This is a genomic window from Roseivirga sp. E12 (assembly GCF_017592825.1).
Lineage (GTDB): Bacteria > Bacteroidota > Bacteroidia > Cytophagales > Cyclobacteriaceae > Roseivirga.
Genome location: NZ_JAGFMD010000001.1, coordinates 1,589,939 through 1,610,458 on the forward strand (window position 1 = coordinate 1,589,939; position 20,520 = coordinate 1,610,458).

Sequence of the window (20,520 nt, forward strand, 5' to 3'; positions counted from 1 at the left end):
CCCTACGTTCTCTCCCTTTTAGTTCTCAGGTGTGTACAACTCTCCGTCAGGGCCTAAAGCTCCTGGAGGGTTAGTACCTTGTAAACTCATTACATAGGAAGTCACATTTCTAAGTTTGATCGGGTTCAATTGAGACTCCCAAGGAATCATTGCTGTCCCTTGGACTCCATTTTTGATCACCTTGTAAACATCTGATACACTACCACCATTTCTCCAGTACTCATCCGTCAGGTTTGGTCCTGCTAGACCTCCTCCGTCAGCCTTGTGGCAAATGGCACATTGGGCTTCGAAAAACGCCTGACCATCAGCTAACTCTGTCGGATCAGTAGATTGTGTTACCGTGTTCTCGTCAAAGTCAAAGACCAAATCGGCTTCATTCTTGGCTTTTAGGGCAGCCGCCTCAGCCATCTCCATCTCGTATTGTTCTTCTTGTAATGGAGAGCTTTGGAACACGTGGAAGATCAGAATATAGATAACACCATACACAATGGTCAGATAGAAAAGCCCTTTCCACCAAGGTGGCAAGTGGTTATCCAACTCTTTGATACCATCATAATCATGATCAAGTAGAATGGCTTCTTCCTCTTCAAGAGGCTTTAGGGCATTCCATTTATCCCATAGGCTGGCAAACATGCTTGGTTTTGCCGATTCTGCTGCTAACGCCTCCTCGCTCATCCCTTGCCTCATAAAGGTTTTGAGCAATTGGAGCACATAAACTGCGACAACCAATACCAATAGTGCCACTACAATGACTAATCCAAAGGTGATGTAGATCATCATTTCTTGACTAAAAAGTGTTGAATTATCCATGATTCTGATGTTTAGAGTTAGATACACTATTGATTCCATCCTGATCTTCGATCAAAGGTAGTTTTGCCATATGCTTGATATAGCCCTTGTTGATCTTGAACACATAGATGATCAAGCCAATGAAGAAGACAAAGAATATGGTCAGCGAAATGATAGGCCAGATCGCGACATTTTCAACTTGTTCGAAATATTGTTTAAACATGGCTTATTGGTTTTGGGCTACAGGTTTAACTTTAATATCAGTACCTAATCGCTGCAGATAGGCAATCAATGCCACAATCTCAGCCGTCTCTGGAATATCTACATCAAAGCTTTTCAGGTCAGCAACAATCCCTTGTGCTTGCTTCTTCAAATCTTGATTCGCGATGTCTTCATACCCTTCGGCATACGGAACGCCAACTGTTCTCAAGGCCTTGATCTTACCCGCAGTACGATCTGGATTGATCTGGTCTTCATACAACCACGGATATGGTGGCATAATCGATCCAGGCGAAGTGGAAGTTGGATCTAGCATGTGGTTGAAATGCCACACATTATTATAGGCTCCTCCTACCCTATGCAAATCTGGTCCGGTTCGCTTAGACCCCCATAAGTGTGGATGATCATAGACAAACTCTCCTGCTTTAGAATATTCACCTTTGTAACGCTCGGTCTCAGATCGGAACGGCCTTACCATCTGAGAATGACAGTTGTTACAGCCTTCTCTGATGTAGATATCTCTACCGTGGAGTTCTAGCGGAGTATATGGCTTGACACTCGCAATGGTCGGTATATTGGATTTGATTAAGAAAGTCGGAACCATCTCTACAACTCCTCCAATTACAATGGCCACTAAAACGAGGGTAGTGAAAATGACTGGCTTGCGCTCCAGGCGATTGTGCCAGTAACCTCCAATAATCTTTTTCTTCTCTAAAGCAGGTGCTTCAGCAGCCTCATTTGCCACGAAGCTTCCTTTCTTGGCAGTTCTGATGAGGTTCACGGCCATAATGATTACACCGGAAAAGTATAGAAGACCTCCAACGGCACGCATCATATAGAGCGGTACAATTTGAGTAACTGTCTCCAGGAAGTTCGGATACTCGAGGAAGCCTTCGGCATTGAAGTTCTTCCACATTAAGCTTTGCACAACACCGGCAGTGTACATTGGCAATGCATAAACAATGATACCTAACGTACCTAACCAGAAGTGTAGATTGGCTGCCTTCGTAGACCATAGTTTGGTGCCCCACATTTTTGGTACTAACCAATACAGCATACCAAAGATCATAAAACCATTCCATCCCAAACCACCAACATGAACATGGGCAACAATCCAATCTGTAAAGTGTGCAATAGCATTAACACTCTTAATGGATAGCAGTGGCCCCTCGAGCGTTGACATACCATAAGCAGTAACTGCCACCACCATGAATTTTAATACTGGATCTTCTCTCACACGGTCCCATGCACCTCGAAGTGTAAGAAGACCGTTGAGCATACCACCCCAAGATGGTGCGATAAGCATGATTGAGAATACTACTCCAAGAGACTGCGCCCAGTTAGGTAATGAGGTGTAAAGCAAATGGTGAGGTCCTGCCCAGATATAGATGAAAATGAGCGACCAGAAGTGGATAATCGACAGCTTATATGAGTATACTGGCCGATTAGCCGCCTTGGGTAAGAAATAGTACATCAACCCAAGGAATGGCGTAGTCAGGAAGAATGCCACAGCGTTGTGACCATACCACCATTGCACTAATGCATCTTGAACACCTGCGTACCATGAATAACTTTTAAATAGCGTCACTGGAATCTCAAATGAGTTAACCAAGTGAAGCACTGCAACCGTCACAAATGTGGCTATGTAGAACCAAATGGCTACATACATATGTCGCTCTCTTCTCTTGAGGATGGTTCCAATCATGTTGATGCCGAAGACCACCCAGATGACGGTAATCGCAATATCGATCGGCCACTCAAGCTCAGCATATTCCTTAGAAGTAGTGAGACCAAGAGGTAATGTAATGGCTGCAGCCAAAATGATTAATTGCCATCCCCAGAAGTGGATATAACTGAGTGTGTCACTGAACATGCGCGTCTTCAACAAGCGCTGCATGGAGTAGTACACCCCAGCAAACATGGCATTACCCACAAAGGCAAAAATCACTGCATTGGTATGCAGTGGCCTTATTCTACCAAAAGTGGTATAGGGAATTCCAAAATTCAATTGAGGCAGGAACAATTGAGTAGCTATCAGAAGGCCGACCAGCATACCAATGATCCCGAAAATGACAGTTGCGATAGAGAAGTACTTAACAATTTTATTGTCGTACTCAAATTTTTCTATTTCCATAGTCGCTTTGGGTTCTTTAAAATTTAGACCGAAGGTAATTGCGACTATGAGGAGATGACCTGACCCGTATTAGTTAAAAAACTGATTTAAGTCATGTTTTATGAAGCGCCTTTAATCTGGCAAGTAAAGCCCATATTCAAACGGGATAACGTAGCCTGTTTGGCATGCTCATTTCTCACAAGAAACTGATTGAACTCAGGACAAAAACCTGGCGCTAAGGCGATCAAAGGAGGCTTCCGCTACTTTGAGTAAAGCCTCTTCATTCCAGAAATCTGTATTGTAGGCTTGCTCCAGGCCTTCTGCATAAGCATGCAGCCAAAGGAGATCTGGTTCCTTCTTTTGATCGTACATCAGGTCAGCAATGACGGACATTAAGTCAAGGGATTGATCAAAATGAAAATTGATCTGAGCCATCCTGTGGATGATTTGCTGAAACCGATAATCTTCTACAAGGAGTCTGATAATTAGGGCTTGCTTGTCAATTGGTGTGTGCATAAAATTAGAGTAAACAGAAACGCAATATTCTCTCTTTGCATTTCTTTCTATATTGAAAACAATTTCTTACCAGCTATACTAAAATACAATATTATTTGTATAATTACAAAATAGTATGTCAAAAGAATCTACTTTTTTTGAAAGGCTTTTATCCTATTCACAGTCTAAGGGTGTAAAGAATGTAAGTGCACTTTCTGAGGCATTGGGATATGATAAACCGGAGAAGCTCTATCGGCTTAAAAGGGACCCTAGTGCGCGACCATCTTTCGATGTATTGGCCGGGATTACAAAATTGTTTGAAGATCTAAATTTACGCTGGCTCATTACGGGTGATGGTGAGAGAGAGTTAGTCGAATCTTCCCAGGCTTTGCCCAATATGGTTGAAGAACCACAATCCATCTATGTCACAAAATCTCAGGCACAAAGAAAGCTACTCAAGGAAAAAGAGCGATTGATTAAGCAACAGCAAGAAACCATTAGTGCGTTGCAAGAAGCCTACGGATTGCTCAAGCACAGACTTGAAGAAGGCAAAAAGTAAAACCTACTAGTCTTTTAGGCGTCCATTTACAGACGTAGCCTGTTCATTTCTGGCCATCTATAAAGTCCATTTTATCTCAGTTATTCACTGAATTACCATATATCAATTTTTGAGACCATCAATCCCAATTAGAAGCAATAGGCACACTTATTGAGCCCTATGAAGTAGTCAAATTTTAACATAAAACTCAAAAACAATGAAAAAAGCAGTACTACTCCTGGCAATGACTTTAGTAAGTTCATTTGCCTTTGGCCAAATTCAAAAAGGTGACATCCAGTTGGGTGGCAACTTGAGATATTCAAAAACAGATGGCCCTGGGTTTGAAGCATCAGTATTTCAACTAACCCCTAGGGCGGCATTATTCTTAAATGATAATACAAGTATTGGTCTAAGCCTTGGCTACTCCAGTACCACCACTAATCAAGGCGCTGGTGACAATTCAACAGACACCTTTACCTTCGGAGCATTTGCTCGGTTTCATAAAAATGTAGCGGATCGATTCTACCTCTTCTTGCAACCAGACATCAGCTTTGGTATAGGAACTCAGGAGAATCCCAACTTTGCTAGTGATTTTGATGTCAGCACTTTCAATTTCAACATTGTACCGGGAGTACTCTATTTCATATCGGACAAGATTGCAATGGAGATGAACATGGGTGGCATTTTCTATGGCACCAATAAGACAGAAGGTAACGGCTTAGACCAATCCGTAGATAACTACGGCTTAAACTTCAACCTCACCAACATAACCATAGGCGCAAGCATCTACTTAAGATAGTCACTGAGGTTTTCAGTCAAATTGCTTGGCTGAAAACCTTTTTTCCATTTTGCTTGCCGAAATTAGGGTCGAAAAGGGCGCATATATTTCTCAGAAACTGAGTTCCCGTTGAAGTTACCTCAAAGCCCTCTGAAGTTTTCTCCAACAGTCCATCCGCGATCAAATCTTCCAATTGTTCTCGCTGCTCTAGGTAAAGTTTCAAAGCGTCTTTCGTGGTTATTTTCTGTTCACAAGCCACCGCCAGCAATTTGCGCTTGATCTTCCTATCTTCTGCTGTCATAATATGGCCCTTGACTATCGGTAGTTCTCCCTTATCTAAATGCATCAAGTAGCCCTTCACCGACTTTGCGTTTTGGGCATAGCCTAGGCCAGTGTCAGATATGGATGAAACACCCAGACCAATGAGTAGCTCACTATTACTGGTCGTATATCCCATGAAGTTTCGATGCAGTCGACCTTCCTCAAAGGCTTTTACCAAGCTGTCTTTGGGCAAGGCGAAATGATCCATTCCAATAGGCAAATAACCACTTTGGCGGAGTAGATCTTGACCAAGCACATTTAATTTTCGCTTCATTGACGGGCTCGGAAGATCAGCTTCCGAATACGCTCGCTGGCCCGGTCTTTTCCATGGCACATGGGCATAGGAATAAAATGCAATTCGATCGGGGTTCAGCATCTTAACCTTTTGAATAGTGTTTATGATGGAAGCCTCATTTTGGAAGGGCAATCCATAGATCAAGTCGAAATTGACAGACTCATATCCTAATGACCTCGCCCATTCAGTCACCTCTGTTACTTGATCCAAAGGTTGAATTCTGTTAATGGCTTGCTGAACCTTGTGGTCAAAGTCTTGAATACCGAAACTCACTCTTGAAAAGCCAACTTCCTTCAGCACCTTCAAATGCTCATAAGTCGTGTTGTTCGGGTGTCCCTCAAAACTGAACTCATAACCTGGTAGCAATTCCACAGAGGCAACAATCTCTTCGATTAGGAACTTAAGGTTATCGGCTGCAAAGAAAGTGGGTGTACCTCCACCCAGATGAATTTCTTTCAACTTTGGTTTCTGGCCAAAGGTCTTTAAATACATCTTCCATTCCTTCAACAGTGCTTTAATATATGGGTACTCAACCTGATGGTTCACGGAGATGTGCGTATTGCAACCGCAATAAGTACATAAGCTTTCACAATAGGGCAAATGAATATAGAGACTGAGTCCTTCATCATTGTTTGCTACAAAACTGTCAGAAAGCTTTGTTAAGTATTCCTCTTTAGAAAATGCCTCTAGTTGCCAGTCTGGCACTGTCGGATAGCTAGTATAACGCGGTACAGGCTTGTCATATTTAGCAATTAAGTCTTCCTCTAATTTCCCCATTTCTATTTCTTCTTTTTGACTTTGTCTTCGAAAAGCATTCGTACGGATGGTGAGTAAGTATCATCATACTGACCTGACTTTACAGCCCAGAAAAAGGCCCCCAGAAAGACTACAGCAACTACAATACTTGTGATAATTAAGACGAGGATCACCGACATTACAACCTCAGTTTATGTGAAAGAATCTTGACGAAAAAAGTGGTCAATACCACCACTGATATACTACTTAATGGCATAAGAATAGCCGCCACTAAAGGAGTTAACCAGCCCGCTACTGCTATGCTCAAACCGACAATATTGTAAGCCAGACTCAAAAAGAAACTAGCATAGATTACATGCTTGCTGCGTTTAGCCAGATCAATTATCGCATCGAGCCTATGGAAAGTATCAGCATGCATAATCGCATCGCAGGCAGGTGAGAAGTTTGAGATATCTTCGGACACCGCCATGCCCACATCACTCTGCTTCAAAGCGCCTGCGTCATTGAGGCCGTCACCGACCATCATCACCGACTGACCTGCCGATTGCATCGCTTTGATGGTGTTCAGCTTATCATCCGGCTTTTGCGAAAAGTGCATCGGAGTACTGGCAGGAAAGAGTTTAGCTAAGTTTTGACGCTCAGCGTCAGAATCTCCTGAGAGTATCGCCAACTTAAATTTCTCTTTGAGTTGTTGAATAACACCCCTTAAACCACCTCTGTAAACATTCCGAATAACGAATCTTCCTCGTTGCGAACCTCCCAACTTAAGATATACATAAGAAGCTGAGTGATTAGTCTGTGCATCATTAAAATCCACAAAACGGGATGATCCGAGCTTAACTTCTACCCCACTCACCACTGCCTGAATGCCCTGACCCACATGCTCAGTAAATGATTCAATGACATACTTCCCACTATCGGTTCCCTCTAGATATGATTTTACAAATCGACTTAAGGGATGCGTACTACTCGAGACCGCGGCAAAAACGAGTTGCTTTTCAGCTAAGGTGAGTCCCTCGCCTTCAAAGCTCAAATCTCTTTCGGACGCGTTCGTGATGGTTCCTGTTTTATCAAAGACTATGGTGTCGATCTTCTGCAACCTTTCGACTACATCAGCATTTTTGAGATAAACCTTGTTCCTTCCTAATACTCTTAAAATACTACCTGTTGTGAAAGGTGTAGACAAGGCCAAGGCGCAAGGGCAAGCGACAATAAGTACTGAACAGAATACCAACCAGGTCTTAGAAGGGTCGGTAACCTGCCAGAAAATAGCGGCCATCACCGAAATCGCGATAATGGTAATCGTGAAATACTGACTGACACGATCCACCAGCCGTGTATGTTCTTTTTCCTTTTTGAAGGCCTCATTATTCCAGAGGCTGGTTAAATAACTTTGTGAGACAGGTTTTTGGACAATAAACCTGGCCTGCTTTCCGGAAAGCTTCCCTCCTGCAAACACATACTGGCCTTTCGCCTTTTCTACGGCCGCAGATTCTCCCGTAACGAAGCTATAGTCGATATAGACTTTATCTTCAATCAATATGGCATCTGCAGGAATCAACTCGCCATTTCTGATCAAGACTTCATCTCCTTTGACAATTTCTTGCACGGCAATTGAAGAAAATGCTTCTCCTCTCTTGGTCTGAATAGCCAGAGGAAAATAGCTCTTATAATCCCTCTCAAAAGACAGCGCATCGTAGGTTCTGTTTTGAAACCATTTACCAATCAACAAGAAGAAGATTAGCCCCACTAAAGAATCGAAGTAGCCTGGGCCAATATCGAATGTGACTTCATAGACACTCCTCAAAAAAAGCACGATCACGCCTAGAGCGATCGGAACGTCAATATTTGCAAACCGTTGTTTGAGACTCTTGAATGCTGAAACAAAGTACTCACTGCCTGAATAGAAAACGACAGGAATAGCCAATAGCAAGTTGAGCCAACGGAAGGTTTGCTGATATGACTGCTCTAGTGCAGAAATCCCCAGATAGTCAGGAAAACTCAACAACATCACATTGCCGAAACAGAATCCTGCAATACCCAATTTGACTAGGAGGCTTTTATTGAAGGTTCTCTCCGGGCCTTTCTCATCTGCCTGCTCTAAATTAACAACTGGCGTATAACCAATTCTGTCCAGTAACTCGGCAAGTTTGCGCAGCGAAAAATCGCCCACTTTATAGTTTATGGTAAGCTTGCGTTGACTAAAGTTTGTAGTGGAATTCATAATGGCAGGCTCAAGTCTCGAAAGATGTTCGAGAAGCCAGATACAACTACTGCAGTGAATGTTCGGAATCAATAAGGTCACTCTCTCTTGCTCCTGATCGGCATACTCGAGTAATTGTCTGCTGACATCCTGATTATCGAGAAAGTCAAAAAGAGTATTCTTCTCTATCTTTTGGGTGACCCCAGGAGTGGACTCTAAGCTATAATAATCACACAGGTCATTTTCGCTCAGTACCTCAAAAACCGTCTTGCAGCCATTGCAGCAGAAAGACTTTTCTTCGTGCACTATCTTATCTGAGGCACATTCGTCCCCACAATGATAACAAACCGTTTTTTGGGCTATCTCTTCTGCTACCATGGTCTAACCCTTAAAGAGAAAAGTTGGTGACTCAAGAATTTTTTCACCAGATATTTCACCATCCTTAATACCTAACATCAAGAAGGGTTTATGACTATTATAGACTACCTTTTCGGTTAGGCTATCAAAAATATCTCCCTGAATTAGTTGCACTCCGATATTGTCAAAAAATAACTTGAGATAATCTATGAACACTTTTTCTGCTTCTACATCATATCCTCCAGAGGGCTGACTCACCAAAACAGAAAGTGGCAAGTCTCTTAATGACGGATCGAAAAGGTTTAAAAAGTCCTTGACCATTTTTACCGAATCCATCGAGCCATCATGGTAAACTACGAGGTTCTCAATTTCCCAATCATGAGGTAACAACATCACAGGGCATTTCACAGAAGCTAATATCTCATCGACCACATGTACCTCAGAATCTTTAAAGGCATTCTGCTCTAATATTAATAGGTCAAATACCGTACTTAGCCGTGATAACTTTTGATCATCTATCCTTCCTTTGATCCATTCAAAGTCTAGATTAAATTCTTCTGCTTTGTGCTCTAAAATGGATTCAACTTCATAACTATCAACGAGATCATCCAACTGAGTACTGGCCGATTGGACACCTCCCTTGATGGTGACTAAGCTCTGACTCTGATAGTTGTAGGGAGAGAAGGCCGAAACGTACTTCCTGTGCGTCTTATTCAAGAGTTTCAACATATCTTCGATAAGATTGTCAAAACCATCAGTCGCATTTGTGGCTAGGAGTATTTTATGTTTCAAGACCTTTAATTCTAAGTATTGAATCAAAAGTACTTGAGCTAGGAAGGAGGGCTATTGATGGGTATCAGAGAAAAACATGATAAAAGTCATGTTTATCCATAGAAGTCCGCCTCGTGAACCAATTTCTGAGAGTCGATTACCTTGATTTTCTTGCCTTCCAAACCTATCAAACCATCGGATTTGAATTCGGAAAGCAGTCTGATCACCGTTTCGGTAGCGGTACCGACAATATTGGCTAGATCTTCTCTGGAGAGCGCTATATCAATTAAGTCGCTGCCTTCACCTTCCATGCCGTAAGTTTCCTTCAGCATTAGAATAGTAGCCGCTAAACGCTCTCTCACCGACTTTTGCGCAAGCTGAGCCAGTTTATCTTCCATTACACCCAGCTCATGACAAACGGCCTTCATAAGCTTACTGAAGAAAGCTGGATTCTTATTAAGAATAGTCAGGAAATCACTTTTTGGAATAAAGCAAATGGCTGCTTGCTCAATCACTGCTGCTGAGGCTCCGTAGAACTCCTCGCTCAGTAGAGACCTATATCCAAGAAAATCTCCAGGTTGGGCAATAAAAAGAATCTGCTCCTTACCATTTGAGCCCATTTTATACACCTTAACCTTACCATAGTTGATACAAAAAATCCCCATTGGTCGGGTTCCTTCGTAGAAAAGGTTTTGGCCTTTCTTATAAGTCACGCAAGACTTATGAGCAGAAAGAATACTCAAATCTTCATCAGGCAAGTCTGCAAAGTGAGAGTCAGCACGCGATTTGCAAAACTGACACTGAACATTCAATTGACTTGATTTATTAAGACTCATAGAATGGATTTTCTACTAAAGTAGTCCACACTTGGTCAACCTCAAAATTTTTAGGCAGAAGTATTATAAGAGATTCCCTACACCGAAAAGAACAACGAAAAGCAAAGTAGACAATGCCATTTGCTTTAAAAATGGATCGAGTTCTGAGGCTTTATGTTTTGTATATACTGCCTTTGCATTGACTAGCAAAAGCGGCAAACTTAACACGAACAGAAACTGGGTGATAGCTACGTAGTTTAGTACAACATATGCCATAGCTGCTACAAAGCCTGAGAAAAGAAGAAACCAATGATACCTGACGGCCGAGGCTCTGCCCAGCCGAACGGGGATGGAACGCTTACCCGCCTTTACATCAGATTCAATATCGCGGATATTATTTACGTTTAGCACGGCTACTGAAAAGAACCCTACAGAAATAGCCGGAAGTATATAGTTCATACTTACTGACTGTTCATATAGAAAAGCACTTCCCATAACAGCCACAAAACCGAAGAATATAAGAACACTGATATCTCCAAGACCTGCATAGCCATAAGGACGATAACCTGCGGTGTACGTGATGGCAGCAATGATTGCCAAGGCGCCAATCCCTAGGAACAAGTTAAAGTTGAAAGTTAGCCAACCAAAGGCGACATAGATCAAAGCAATCCCACTAGCCAATGAAAGCAGGACAAATATGACAATAGCCATTTTCATTGCTTCTTTACTAATCGCACCTGTTTGAACGGCACGTGAAGGTCCCTCTCTTTCAACACTATCTGCTCCATGAATGGAATCGCCATAGTCGTTGGCCAAATTGGAGAGCACTTGAAGAAAAATGGTAGTTAAGGCACACAAGCCGAAAACTAAACCATTGAAAGCACCTGCTGCCGCTGCCAAGAAAGCTCCCATTCCGATGGAAGCTAATGCTAAGGGCAAAGTCCTTAGCCTGAATGCTGCTATCCAATTTTTCATTTACATTCTGTCAGGCACATTAATGCCCAACAAACCCATGCTTAGTTTAATTGTTTGTGCTGTAAGTGCAGAAAGAGCCACTCTAAATTGTTGTAGGGTCTTGTCCGACTCGTTGAAAATAGAGAGCTCAGCATAGAAACGATTATAATCCTTTGCGAGATCATAAATGTATTGTGCCATCACTGCTGGAGAGTATGTATCAGCTGCGATTTTCAACTTTTCAGGATACTGACCTAAAGCATAAATTAAATCCTTTTCCATCTGATGGATGTCTTTGACCTCTTCGAAATTCACATTGTCAACACTCACACCCAATTGATTTGCCTTCCTTAGAATAGAGCTAATTCGGGCATGCGTATACTGAATAAATGGCCCTGTATTTCCTTGAAATTCAATAGACTCCTCAGGATTGAAAAGCATCCGCTTACGGGGATCTACCTTCAAAAGGAAGTACTTTATAGCGCCCAAACCAAGCATCTCATATAGTTCACTGGCTTGCTCAGGAGAAAACCCATCAATCTTACCAAGCTCTTCGGTTCTTGATTGAGCAGTATTTGCCATCTCCTTCATTAAATCATCCGCATCAACAACGGTTCCTTCTCTGGACTTCATCTTTCCGGAAGGCAGGTCTACCATCCCATAAGAGAGGTGGTAGCATGAAGAAGCCCAATCGTAGCCAAGCTTTTTGAGAATTAGGAAGAGCACTTTGAAGTGATACTCCTGCTCATTACCAACTGTATAAATCAGTTGACTCAAGCCTGGATAATCGTCAAAACGCATCAAGGCTGTACCAATATCCTGGGTCATGTAAACCGAAGTACCGTCACTACGAAGCAATAGTTTCTCGTCAAGCCCTTCGTCTGTCAGGTCGACCCAAACGGAACCATCTTCTTTTTTGAAGAAAACACCCTTTTCGAGTCCTTCCATCACGCGATCGCGCCCTATCAAATAGGTATCGCTCTCATAGTAGAGTTGATCGAAATCAACTCCCATTTTTTCATAGGTGGTATTGAAACCTTCATAAACCCAGCCATTCATTTTCTCCCAGAGGGCATAGACTTCTGGGTCTTTGGCTTCCCACTTTTTAAGCATTGCCTGAGCCTCTAAGAGAATAGGCGCTTCTTTTTCGGCATGTTCCTTCTGAAAACCTTTGCCCATCAATTCGGCTACTTCTGCCTTGAAAGCCTTATCAAAAGCCACATAGTACTTCCCAACAAGGTGATCTCCTTTGAGGCCAGAAGACTCGGGTGTTTCCCCTTCTCCATATTTCAGCCAAGCCAACATGGATTTACAGATATGAATACCGCGATCGTTGATGATTTGCACTTTATGCACCTCATTACCCGCGGCTTTCAAAATTCTTGATACCGAATTACCCAGAAAATTATTACGAAGATGCCCTAAGTGCAGTGGCTTGTTAGTATTCGGGGATGAATATTCAACCACAACAGTTCGACCTGTAGGCTCAACGGCAAACAATGGCGATGCTTCAATATCATCTCCATTGAACATTTGGGCAAAACTTTCTACTTGCGATGCTTCTGAAATAGAAATATTCAAAAAGCCTTTTACCGTGTTGAATGCAGAGACAACATTGGTATGATCTACCAGATAAGCTCCAATTTCATTGCCTGTTTCTTCAGGGTTTTTCTTCGAAAATCTGGCAAAAGGAAAAGTGACAAAAGTGTATGTTCCTTCAAACTCTTTACGTGTAGGCTGCAAGCCTATTTCATCAGCTGCCACGTCATGGCTATATAATGCTTTCAAGGCGTCAGAAACACCTTGCTTAATCTGTTCTTCCATTAACTAGAAATTCTTAATCAGAGAGTCGGTTGTAGCTTCGAGAATATCAAAAGCACTCTCCGCCATCCGGTTTTCAGTGTCCAAAGTTGGGTTCACCTCGACAATTTCCCAACAACAAACTCTTTTATCTTTTATCAACTCTCTATTCAGGTCAAAAGCCTGCTCTTTTGTGAGCCCATTGGCGACTGGGGTTCCAGTACCCATAGAGATAGATGTATCTAGACTGTCTACATCAAATGAGATATAGATTTGGTCACAATCCTTAAGGACTTCCATGGCCTCCTTTGCAACTGTTTCAACACCTTTTTCTTTTACCTCTTCTGTCGTAAAGTTTCTAATACCATGCTCTTGGATGATATGATCTTCAGGGGCTTCGGTGTCTCTGACACCAATAAAGACGACATCGCTGGGTGATATTTTCGGCCCTCTGCCTCCAATTTTCTTAATTCGCTCCCATAAAGCTTCCGTCTCTTCCTCTACGTCATTGACCTCGCAGGCTTCATTGTCCATGGCAGTAACCATGGCTAAAGGCATGCCATGCATATTGCCGGATGGTGTCGTATAAGGAGAATGAAAATCAGCATGGGCATCTATCCAGATAACCCCGAGTCGTTTTTCTGGGTCAGCTTGCTTAATACCACAGATAGTACCTGCAGCTGTGGAGTGATCACCTGCCAAAACAATTGGAAAGAGTTGCTCACTTCTTAAGTCAGCGATGGTATCACATACTCTATTAAGCATTGTAAATACACCTTCACCGTACTTGGCAAAGTCAAATTGTGAATCGCCAAAAAGTAATTGATTCTCATCTTTTACGCTTACAGGCTCAAAACGCATAAAGAAATTCGAATGTCTCTTAATACTCGCAATCTTAAGTGCATCTATTCCCATGCTCGCTCCGCGGGTGCCTGCGGCAAGTTCAGATCTCACTTCTACCAGTCTAATTTTCCTCATCCTTTAAAGTTTTCTTACTATTCTACAAGGTACATTTTTGACTTGGTAAAAGTGAAAATTTATCGGCACTTCATGCACGACCTTATTAATAAATTCTTTTGCTGGAAATTTTGGTTAATATTTTCCAACCTACCTGTGTTTAGAATTGATGAATTGTTGTAATATTTGCGCACCTTTTTTAATTCTTATACCAAGTGAAAAGCTACTTTGATCTAATAGACCAGACCTTCGAGTTTCCCACTGAAGAATTCAAAGTCAATGGAAAGTATCTCGAATTCCATGGAATTCCTCTCCATGAAGTCATCAAGGAGCATGGAACTCCTTTAAAAATTACATACATCCCGAAAATTGCCGAGAACATTCAGCGGGCTAAGAAGTGGTTTGGCGATGCTATCGAAAAGCATAAGTACCAAGGAGGTTACACCTATTGCTATTGCACCAAGTCTTCTCATTTTGAATTTGTACTTGACGAGGTTTTGGACAATGATTGCCACATTGAAACCTCCTCTGCTTTTGACCTTCAGATTGTAAAAAGCCTCTATAGAAAGGGCAAAATTGACAAAGACGCCTTGGTGGTTTGCAATGGCTTTAAACGTCCATTATATGTCCAGTACATTCAGGATTTAGTCAATGATGGCTTTACCAATTGCATCCCAATTCTGGATAACCTCAACGAGCTAGATCAATATAAAGGCAGGATAGAAAAAGATTTTCAAATTGGGATTAGAGTGGCTGCTGACGAAGAGCCAAATTTCGAATTCTATACTTCACGGCTAGGCATTCGGTACAGCGATATAAATGCGCTCTACACAGATCAAATCAAAGGAAGCAATGCCAAGCTGAAAATGCTGCATTTTTTCATTAACACTGGCATCAAAGACACTGCATACTACTGGAGTGAATTAAGTCGGTTCATGTACAAGTACTGTGAACTTAAGAAGATTTGCCCTGAGCTAGACACCATAGACATTGGCGGTGGTTTTCCGATCAAAACCTCCTTAACGTTCGAGTACGATTACGCCTATATGGTGGATCAAATCATTGAAAACATCAAATGGATCTGCAACAAGAGTAATGTGCCAATGCCCAATATCATCACTGAGTTTGGCTCATTTACAGTAGGCGAAAGTGGTGCCATTATTTATTCAGTGCTTGACCAAAAGCTCCAGAATGACAAAGAGCTCTGGTACATGGTGGACGGATCTTTTATTACAAGCCTACCAGATGCATGGGGAATGAACCAGAAATTCGTTCTACTGGCTATAAATAAATGGGATCACCCTTTCCAGAAGATTAATATGGGTGGATTGACTTGTGACAGCATGGATTATTACAATTCAGAGGCACATTCTTCGGAGTTATTCATGCCCTTAATTGAAGAGGATGAGAATCTGTATGTTGGCTTTTTCCATACCGGGGCTTATCAAGATTCTCTTGGCGGATATGGCGGCATTCAGCACTGCCTAATCCCAGCGCCTAAGCACGTACTTATTGATAAGGACGAAAACGGAAAATTAGTCACAACGGTCTTTGCTGAAGAGCAAAACCATAATGATATGTTGAACATTTTAGGGTACTAAACTTCCCTACAACAGGGATTTGACAGTTTCTGGAGGCCTGCCAATTACCGCCTTATCTCCTTTGATGACTATTGGTCTTTCAATAAGCTTCGGGTTAGCAACCATAGCTTCTATCCACTCACTATCCGACAAGGTTTTCCCTTTGAACTGTTCTTTATAGATGTCCTCTCCTTTTCTGATCAGGTCAATCGGCTTAATGTCTAGCTTTTGAACAACCTCTTCAAGCGCTGCTCTTGATGGTACATCTTTTAGGTACTCAATGATCTCTACTTGTGTATCTGAGTCTTGAATGATTTGAAGAGTCTCTCTGCTCTTACTACATCGAGGGTTGTGAAGAATCTGTAGCATGCTTATTTAATTAGCCTAAACCGCGGTCTGAAACGACATAGGTTCCTTTACCATTACAATTTGGGCATGGCACTCCGCCCACAATTTCACCTGACCCGCTACAATAATAGCAAGTCACGGATTTCGTATGGATCTCTTGATGTCTGACGATTGGTGGTGGTAGAACTTCTTCTCTTGCGGCTTTTCTCTTTTCGAATGAGAGATTAATGGCAGTCACATTGAGCAACTCAGGGTACTTGTCAATCATTGCTTCAATATTCACGAACTCTTCATCTATGCCATCTTGCTCAACGACCCATTTCCTTCCAAATTTCGCGTAATACGCCTGCTTTCCGTTATAGGAATGTACCTTTCTTGATTTCATCTTATAAGACCCGTGTTTTGCCAATTTGCGTACTACCGCAATACAAAGATAAAAAAGTTTAAATAGCTCGAAAATTTCAATTTTATTTCAATTTTAGTGTCAGAAAACTATATACATGAAGCAAGTCCAAATAAGTGAGCACCTTACCATTTCCAATATTGTTCATGGTATGTGGCGCCTGACAGAGTGGGGGTTTACACAAGATCAACTGATTAATTTTGTAGAACAATGCCTTGAACTTGGTATAGATACCTTCGACCATGCTGATATTTACGGAGATTATATGGTAGAGGAAGCCTTCGGCAATGCACTCGGCACGGTTCCTGACCTCAATAAACGGCTAAAGATTATAACCAAGTGTGGTATAAAGCTCCTTTCCGAAAATCGACCGGATCATTATATCAAACACTATGACACCAGTTATGAGCACATCGTCTGGTCAGTAGACAACTCTCTCAAAAAACTCAAAAGAGATAATATAGACATCCTTCTGATTCATAGACCTGACCCGTTCAGCGACCCTAATGAAATCGCTCGAGCATTTTCTGAATTGAAAGAATCCGGTAAGGTTAGCGAGTTTGGAGTGTCCAACTATCTACCGGGTCAGTTCGATAACCTGCAAGCACACCTTGACTTCCCCTTGGTTACCAACCAAGTAGAAATTTCGGTAGCAGCACTACAAGAATTTGATAATGGCACCATAGACCTCTGTCAGGAAGTAGGAATTCCTCCTATGGCCTGGTCGCCCCTATCTGGTGGTAGTATTTTCAATGGGGAAACTCACAGATTCTTGACCATTAGAAATGTATTACACAAGATTAGCGATGAGTACGGTGTCACCATCGATCAAATAATGTACGCATGGCTATTGAAACACCCTGCGAATATCATTCCGCTAGTTGGTTCAGGAAAGATAGAAAGAGTAAAAGCTGCAGTAACTTCATTGGACATTGACCTTACAAGACAACAATGGTTCGAGCTCTGGGTAGCTTCAAAAGGAGAAAATGTACCATAGCATAAAAACAAAAGCATGAATAACCTAAGCTTCCCTATTGGCGAGTTTACAGCGCCCTCAGTTATTGATCAAAGTCAAATTGACCAATGGATTAAAGAAATAGCTGAGTTGCCTGAATTGATGGAGTCGGCCGTGAGAGACCTGACCGAAGGTCAGTTAGACACTCCTTATAGACCTGATGGCTGGACAGTTCGTCAAGTTGTACATCACGTACCTGATAGTCACATTGGTAGTTATTGCCGGTTTCACTGGGCACTTACCGAGGACAACCCTATAATCAAAGCATATGATGAAAAGGCTTTTGCCAACCTGCCTTATCACAATGAATTACCAATAGAGATCTCCTTGTCATTACTGAAAGCCTTACATGCCCGATGGGTAGTCCTTTTGAGAAATATGACCAAAGAAGACCTAGAGAAAACTTTCTTGCACCCTGAAACCAAGGCTGTCAATGTGCTTAAAGAAGTAATTGGTATGTACGCATGGCACGGAAAACATCACCTTGAGCATATTCTAGCACTAAAAAGGCGAATGAACTGGTAAATCATACTAAAGTATTACCCATAATTCTAGCCAATCCTCTTCCTTTAAAAGAAAAACTATGAGCGACAAAGACGAAAGTATCTACGGAACCATCGGTTGGATAGACCTGACTGTTCCTAATGCAGAAGACGTAAAAGACTTTTATGCAGAGGTAACAGGCTGGAAGCCTGAGCCGGTTTCAATGGGTGATTACAACGACTATAGTATGACAGCCAATGGGCAACCAAAAGCGGGAGTTTGTCATAAAACCGGACCTAATAAAGACATCCCATCGCAGTGGATGATATATATCAATGTCCCTGACCTAGATAAAAGTGTTGCGGCTGTTGAAAAGAAAGGTGGAAAACTTCTTTCAGAGATTAAGTCAATGGGTTCTTATGGTAGAACTTGCTATATCGAAGATCCAGGCGGAGCTGTCTGTGCACTTTTCGAACCTGCATAGCGAGACAAGCTTTTCAGCTTTGCTGAAATCATTTATCTTAGAGCCAATACAATGCTCCACATGAAAAAATTGGCTCTGGTTTTCTTCTTTAATATCGCTTGGGCAATTCCAAATACTGAGCCTTCCATACCTGATCAAGACAGTCCTTACATGTGTGCAGCCAATACTTTGGCAATGAACACTAGGCTTTGTATTGACATTACAGAAGTACCAGGTTATATGTATAAAGACTACTTGGCTACTGCTGCTGAAAGTGATGGTGAACAATCTGCTGAATTCAGAGAGAGAATTCCAGACTTCAGCAAGTGGGAAGCGGTTTTTGAAAAACTTGATGCAAAAGCCATAGAAGAAAAATTCTTCGAGACTGATGAGTTTGCATTGATGCCCATAGTCGGTATCAGCCGACAGCAAGCCGAAGACTTTTGTGTTTGGAGGACAAAAATGTTCGAAGCTGAGCTGGCAAAAATGTCTAAGAGAGAAAGGGCTCAGTTCCCGAAGAAGTTCAGGTTCAGACTCCCAACTGCCAGTGAATGGTCAAGAATGCGATTTCTGGCGCTAGAGAAAGCCATGTTAAAGCGACTGGATAAGATTGCTAATGGGAACCTTAAGGCTTTCAAGTTTTCAAAGTCCAAGATCATGCAGAACAATGAAAAAGTATCTCATATCTATGAATCCAAAGATTCGAAGGTTGGCTTCTTTAATCTATTCGATAACGTAGCAGAGATGACGAGCGAGGAAGGTATTGCCGTGGGTGGCAGTTGGTATGGTCCTAATGAGAAGGCCAACTACCAACAAACTTTCGAATATACGTCTCCCGAAGCATGGCTAGGGCTCAGGTGCATCTTTGAAATTATCGATTAGACAATCCCCACCACCAAGAAACCTAAGTAAGTACCAACTCCTGTCCCCAACGCACCAGCTAGTATTGCCGGCAGCACCAAGTCTGAACGCTTAAAAGTATTTGCTAAAGCCAATGCTGTGCTTGACCCTCCGATATTCGCTTGCGAGGCGATGGCTACAATGGCCCAATCCAGTTTAAAGACTATGCCGCACAGAATAATTATGAAGCCATGCACTAATACTATTGCTCCAGTGAATACTAGTATATCTATTGCATCGGCACCCACCTCTGCCAGAGCGGTTATCTCACAGAAAGCACCGACCACCACTAAGAACAAATAGACCGAAAACATACCTAAAAGCTTGGCTCCAGGTATGCGTTTGATAAAATCCGTCTGTGCCAAAACCAGAGCTATGGTAGTCAATATAAGAATCGAGGGTACTCCAAAACCCTGCGTTTTCGCCCAATCTGAAAGCCAATCGGAAACAAACAAAGCGGTTAGGACAATGGCTATCAGCAAGCCCAGATTTAAAGGGGAAAGCTCTTCTTTATCAGAATGGGCTGTGGTCTTCAATGCGTTTTTCGAAATGGTCTCGGGGTTGTTTCTAAGCTTTCGCATAAATGCGGGTAAGCTCAATGTTACCAACATCCATATTGTAGTCATGATGTTATCAGCCACTACAATTCCCGTAAAGATTGCACCTTCCTTCGCCATTCCATATTCTAAGGCAATGGCATTAAAATTGGCGCTTCCACCGGTATATGTACCCGTCATCATACCTGCAATGGCGGCATAATTTTCTCCGAAAACGTCTTGGTAGTCGATGAATTGAAGTGCAGCAGTGACGCCCAGCATTGTACCTAAAGCTCCTGCCCCAAAAGCAATCAGCATCGGCATTCCAGCTTGTCGTAGCTCTTTTAAGTTTACACCCAATAGCAAAAAGAAAATACTAGCAGGTGCCACATATTGAAATATTGAGTCGTAGACCGGGCTTGCATTTGAGGCAGAAGGTATCATACCAAAATTCGCTGCAATGGCCCCTAGAAGGATGACCAAAAGTGAACTACTTAGATGTTTAAGTTTAGTGTACTTGCATAACCATTCGCTCAGAAATATCAGGAAACACAGGAAAGCAAGAATGTAAACAGGCTGCTGGATATTCATGAGCTCAGAAGTTATAATAAAAAGCTAGTCGCTCCAACTT

The 20,520-nt window shown here is 42.2% G+C and carries 22 protein-coding genes; 7 read left to right on the forward strand and 15 right to left on the reverse strand.

Going from position 1 to position 20,520, the window contains the following annotated elements:
* Window positions 1-18: 18 nt before the first annotated feature.
* The 4 genes from J4E76_RS07025 to J4E76_RS07040 all read right to left on the reverse strand — a co-directional run bounded on the left by J4E76_RS07025 (window position 19) and on the right by J4E76_RS07040 (window position 3,637).
* A complete protein-coding gene (locus J4E76_RS07025; RefSeq protein WP_208502465.1) occupies window positions 19-810 on the reverse strand; it encodes a cbb3-type cytochrome c oxidase N-terminal domain-containing protein in 792 nt (263 codons plus the stop codon).
* Window positions 803-1,012: a cytochrome C oxidase Cbb3 gene (locus tag J4E76_RS07030; protein ID WP_208502466.1), complete on the reverse strand. Its 210-nt coding sequence runs from the start codon at window positions 1,010-1,012 to the stop codon at window positions 803-805. The genes J4E76_RS07025 and J4E76_RS07030 overlap by 8 nt, the downstream gene beginning before the upstream one ends.
* Window positions 1,013-1,015: 3 nt before the next feature.
* On the reverse strand, window positions 1,016-3,142 hold the full coding sequence (gene ccoN / locus J4E76_RS07035) for a cytochrome-c oxidase, cbb3-type subunit I (RefSeq protein ID WP_208502467.1): 2,127 nt from the start codon (window positions 3,140-3,142) through the stop codon (window positions 1,016-1,018).
* Window positions 3,143-3,337: 195 nt separating this feature from the next.
* A complete protein-coding gene (locus J4E76_RS07040; protein WP_208502468.1) occupies window positions 3,338-3,637 on the reverse strand; it encodes a hypothetical protein in 300 nt (99 codons plus the stop codon).
* A gap of 115 nt (window positions 3,638-3,752) precedes the next feature.
* On the opposite strand from J4E76_RS07040, the gene J4E76_RS07045 reads away from it, so the two are divergent.
* Both J4E76_RS07045 and J4E76_RS07050 read left to right on the forward strand, forming a co-directional pair.
* Window positions 3,753-4,175, forward strand: a complete 423-nt coding sequence (locus J4E76_RS07045; RefSeq protein WP_208502470.1) for a hypothetical protein — start codon at window positions 3,753-3,755, stop codon at window positions 4,173-4,175.
* Between the two features lie 196 nt (window positions 4,176-4,371).
* The gene (locus tag J4E76_RS07050) at window positions 4,372-4,953 is read left to right on the forward strand and encodes an outer membrane beta-barrel protein (RefSeq protein WP_208502472.1); all 582 of its coding nucleotides are present in this window, start codon (window positions 4,372-4,374) and stop codon (window positions 4,951-4,953) included.
* A 16-nt stretch (window positions 4,954-4,969) separates the two neighbouring features.
* On the opposite strand, the gene hemN is transcribed toward J4E76_RS07050, so the two are convergent.
* The 8 genes from hemN to J4E76_RS07090 all read right to left on the reverse strand — a co-directional run bounded on the left by hemN (window position 4,970) and on the right by J4E76_RS07090 (window position 14,182).
* Entirely contained in the window at window positions 4,970-6,325 is a 1,356-nt protein-coding gene (gene hemN, locus J4E76_RS07055; RefSeq protein WP_208502474.1) for an oxygen-independent coproporphyrinogen III oxidase, read from the reverse strand.
* A 2-nt stretch (window positions 6,326-6,327) separates the two neighbouring features.
* The gene (ccoS, locus tag J4E76_RS07060) at window positions 6,328-6,483 is read right to left on the reverse strand and encodes a cbb3-type cytochrome oxidase assembly protein CcoS (protein WP_208502476.1); all 156 of its coding nucleotides are present in this window, start codon (window positions 6,481-6,483) and stop codon (window positions 6,328-6,330) included.
* On the reverse strand, window positions 6,483-8,885 hold the full coding sequence (locus tag J4E76_RS07065; protein ID WP_208502477.1) for a heavy metal translocating P-type ATPase metal-binding domain-containing protein: 2,403 nt from the start codon (window positions 8,883-8,885) through the stop codon (window positions 6,483-6,485). The genes ccoS and J4E76_RS07065 overlap by 1 nt, the downstream gene beginning before the upstream one ends.
* A gap of 3 nt (window positions 8,886-8,888) precedes the next feature.
* A complete protein-coding gene (locus J4E76_RS07070; protein ID WP_208502479.1) occupies window positions 8,889-9,656 on the reverse strand; it encodes a hypothetical protein in 768 nt (255 codons plus the stop codon).
* A gap of 92 nt (window positions 9,657-9,748) precedes the next feature.
* Entirely contained in the window at window positions 9,749-10,471 is a 723-nt protein-coding gene (locus tag J4E76_RS07075) for a Crp/Fnr family transcriptional regulator (protein WP_208502481.1), read from the reverse strand.
* Window positions 10,472-10,534: 63 nt separating this feature from the next.
* Window positions 10,535-11,425: a 1,4-dihydroxy-2-naphthoate polyprenyltransferase gene (locus J4E76_RS07080; RefSeq protein ID WP_208502483.1), complete on the reverse strand. Its 891-nt coding sequence runs from the start codon at window positions 11,423-11,425 to the stop codon at window positions 10,535-10,537.
* Window positions 11,426-13,228 carry an arginine--tRNA ligase gene (argS, locus tag J4E76_RS07085; protein ID WP_208502485.1) on the reverse strand — a complete coding sequence of 601 codons (1,803 nt, stop codon included), beginning with the start codon at window positions 13,226-13,228 and terminating at the stop codon, window positions 11,426-11,428.
* 3 nt (window positions 13,229-13,231) lie between these two features.
* Window positions 13,232-14,182 (reverse strand): arginase, encoded by a 951-nt coding sequence (locus J4E76_RS07090; RefSeq protein WP_208502486.1) that lies wholly within the window; start codon window positions 14,180-14,182, stop codon window positions 13,232-13,234.
* 194 nt (window positions 14,183-14,376) lie between these two features.
* Between J4E76_RS07090 and J4E76_RS07095 the strand changes: the two genes are divergently transcribed.
* Window positions 14,377-15,762, forward strand: a complete 1,386-nt coding sequence (locus J4E76_RS07095; RefSeq protein ID WP_208502488.1) for an arginine decarboxylase — start codon at window positions 14,377-14,379, stop codon at window positions 15,760-15,762.
* Window positions 15,763-15,768: 6 nt separating this feature from the next.
* Here J4E76_RS07095 and arsC read toward each other — a convergent pair whose 3' ends face one another.
* Both arsC and J4E76_RS07105 read right to left on the reverse strand, forming a co-directional pair.
* Window positions 15,769-16,110: an arsenate reductase (glutaredoxin) gene (gene arsC / locus J4E76_RS07100; protein WP_208502490.1), complete on the reverse strand. Its 342-nt coding sequence runs from the start codon at window positions 16,108-16,110 to the stop codon at window positions 15,769-15,771.
* 10 nt (window positions 16,111-16,120) lie between these two features.
* Window positions 16,121-16,474, reverse strand: coding sequence for a hypothetical protein (locus tag J4E76_RS07105; protein ID WP_208502492.1), 354 nt, complete (start codon window positions 16,472-16,474; stop codon window positions 16,121-16,123).
* 115 nt (window positions 16,475-16,589) lie between these two features.
* On the opposite strand from J4E76_RS07105, the gene J4E76_RS07110 reads away from it, so the two are divergent.
* From J4E76_RS07110 to J4E76_RS07125, 4 genes are read left to right on the forward strand one after another with little or no spacing between them, the layout of a single operon-like run.
* A complete protein-coding gene (locus tag J4E76_RS07110; protein ID WP_208502495.1) occupies window positions 16,590-17,489 on the forward strand; it encodes an aldo/keto reductase family oxidoreductase in 900 nt (299 codons plus the stop codon).
* Window positions 17,490-17,504: 15 nt separating this feature from the next.
* A complete protein-coding gene (locus tag J4E76_RS07115) occupies window positions 17,505-18,032 on the forward strand; it encodes a YfiT family bacillithiol transferase (protein ID WP_208502496.1) in 528 nt (175 codons plus the stop codon).
* A gap of 58 nt (window positions 18,033-18,090) precedes the next feature.
* The gene (locus J4E76_RS07120) at window positions 18,091-18,474 is read left to right on the forward strand and encodes a VOC family protein (protein ID WP_208502497.1); all 384 of its coding nucleotides are present in this window, start codon (window positions 18,091-18,093) and stop codon (window positions 18,472-18,474) included.
* 60 nt (window positions 18,475-18,534) lie between these two features.
* Complete coding sequence (locus J4E76_RS07125; protein WP_208502500.1) at window positions 18,535-19,335, forward strand: SUMF1/EgtB/PvdO family nonheme iron enzyme; 801 nt, start codon at window positions 18,535-18,537, stop codon at window positions 19,333-19,335.
* Here the strand turns inward: J4E76_RS07125 and J4E76_RS07130 are convergent.
* The gene (locus J4E76_RS07130; RefSeq protein ID WP_208502502.1) at window positions 19,332-20,480 is read right to left on the reverse strand and encodes a DUF819 domain-containing protein; all 1,149 of its coding nucleotides are present in this window, start codon (window positions 20,478-20,480) and stop codon (window positions 19,332-19,334) included. The genes J4E76_RS07125 and J4E76_RS07130 overlap by 4 nt on opposite strands.
* Window positions 20,481-20,520: the final 40 nt, after the last annotated feature.

What these genes read in the sequence shown, in the direction of transcription:
- J4E76_RS07025 (WP_208502465.1), bottom strand. Translation starts at nt 810, where the DNA reads ATGGATAATTCAACACTTTTTAGTCAAGAAATGATGATCTACATCACC.
- J4E76_RS07030 (WP_208502466.1), bottom strand. Translation starts at nt 1,012, where the DNA reads ATGTTTAAACAATATTTCGAACAAGTTGAAAATGTCGCGATCTGGCCT.
- ccoN (WP_208502467.1), bottom strand. Translation starts at nt 3,142, where the DNA reads ATGGAAATAGAAAAATTTGAGTACGACAATAAAATTGTTAAGTACTTC.
- J4E76_RS07040 (WP_208502468.1), bottom strand. Translation starts at nt 3,637, where the DNA reads ATGCACACACCAATTGACAAGCAAGCCCTAATTATCAGACTCCTTGTA.
- J4E76_RS07045 (WP_208502470.1), top strand. Translation starts at nt 3,753, where the DNA reads ATGTCAAAAGAATCTACTTTTTTTGAAAGGCTTTTATCCTATTCACAG.
- J4E76_RS07050 (WP_208502472.1), top strand. Translation starts at nt 4,372, where the DNA reads ATGAAAAAAGCAGTACTACTCCTGGCAATGACTTTAGTAAGTTCATTT.
- hemN (WP_208502474.1), bottom strand. Translation starts at nt 6,325, where the DNA reads ATGGGGAAATTAGAGGAAGACTTAATTGCTAAATATGACAAGCCTGTA.
- ccoS (WP_208502476.1), bottom strand. Translation starts at nt 6,483, where the DNA reads ATGTCGGTGATCCTCGTCTTAATTATCACAAGTATTGTAGTTGCTGTA.
- J4E76_RS07065 (WP_208502477.1), bottom strand. Translation starts at nt 8,885, where the DNA reads ATGGTAGCAGAAGAGATAGCCCAAAAAACGGTTTGTTATCATTGTGGG.
- J4E76_RS07075 (WP_208502481.1), bottom strand. Translation starts at nt 10,471, where the DNA reads ATGAGTCTTAATAAATCAAGTCAATTGAATGTTCAGTGTCAGTTTTGC.
- J4E76_RS07080 (WP_208502483.1), bottom strand. Translation starts at nt 11,425, where the DNA reads ATGAAAAATTGGATAGCAGCATTCAGGCTAAGGACTTTGCCCTTAGCA.
- argS (WP_208502485.1), bottom strand. Translation starts at nt 13,228, where the DNA reads ATGGAAGAACAGATTAAGCAAGGTGTTTCTGACGCCTTGAAAGCATTA.
- J4E76_RS07090 (WP_208502486.1), bottom strand. Translation starts at nt 14,182, where the DNA reads ATGAGGAAAATTAGACTGGTAGAAGTGAGATCTGAACTTGCCGCAGGC.
- arsC (WP_208502490.1), bottom strand. Translation starts at nt 16,110, where the DNA reads ATGCTACAGATTCTTCACAACCCTCGATGTAGTAAGAGCAGAGAGACT.
- J4E76_RS07105 (WP_208502492.1), bottom strand. Translation starts at nt 16,474, where the DNA reads ATGAAATCAAGAAAGGTACATTCCTATAACGGAAAGCAGGCGTATTAC.
- J4E76_RS07110 (WP_208502495.1), top strand. Translation starts at nt 16,590, where the DNA reads ATGAAGCAAGTCCAAATAAGTGAGCACCTTACCATTTCCAATATTGTT.
- J4E76_RS07115 (WP_208502496.1), top strand. Translation starts at nt 17,505, where the DNA reads ATGAATAACCTAAGCTTCCCTATTGGCGAGTTTACAGCGCCCTCAGTT.
- J4E76_RS07120 (WP_208502497.1), top strand. Translation starts at nt 18,091, where the DNA reads ATGAGCGACAAAGACGAAAGTATCTACGGAACCATCGGTTGGATAGAC.
- J4E76_RS07125 (WP_208502500.1), top strand. Translation starts at nt 18,535, where the DNA reads ATGAAAAAATTGGCTCTGGTTTTCTTCTTTAATATCGCTTGGGCAATT.
- J4E76_RS07130 (WP_208502502.1), bottom strand. Translation starts at nt 20,480, where the DNA reads ATGAATATCCAGCAGCCTGTTTACATTCTTGCTTTCCTGTGTTTCCTG.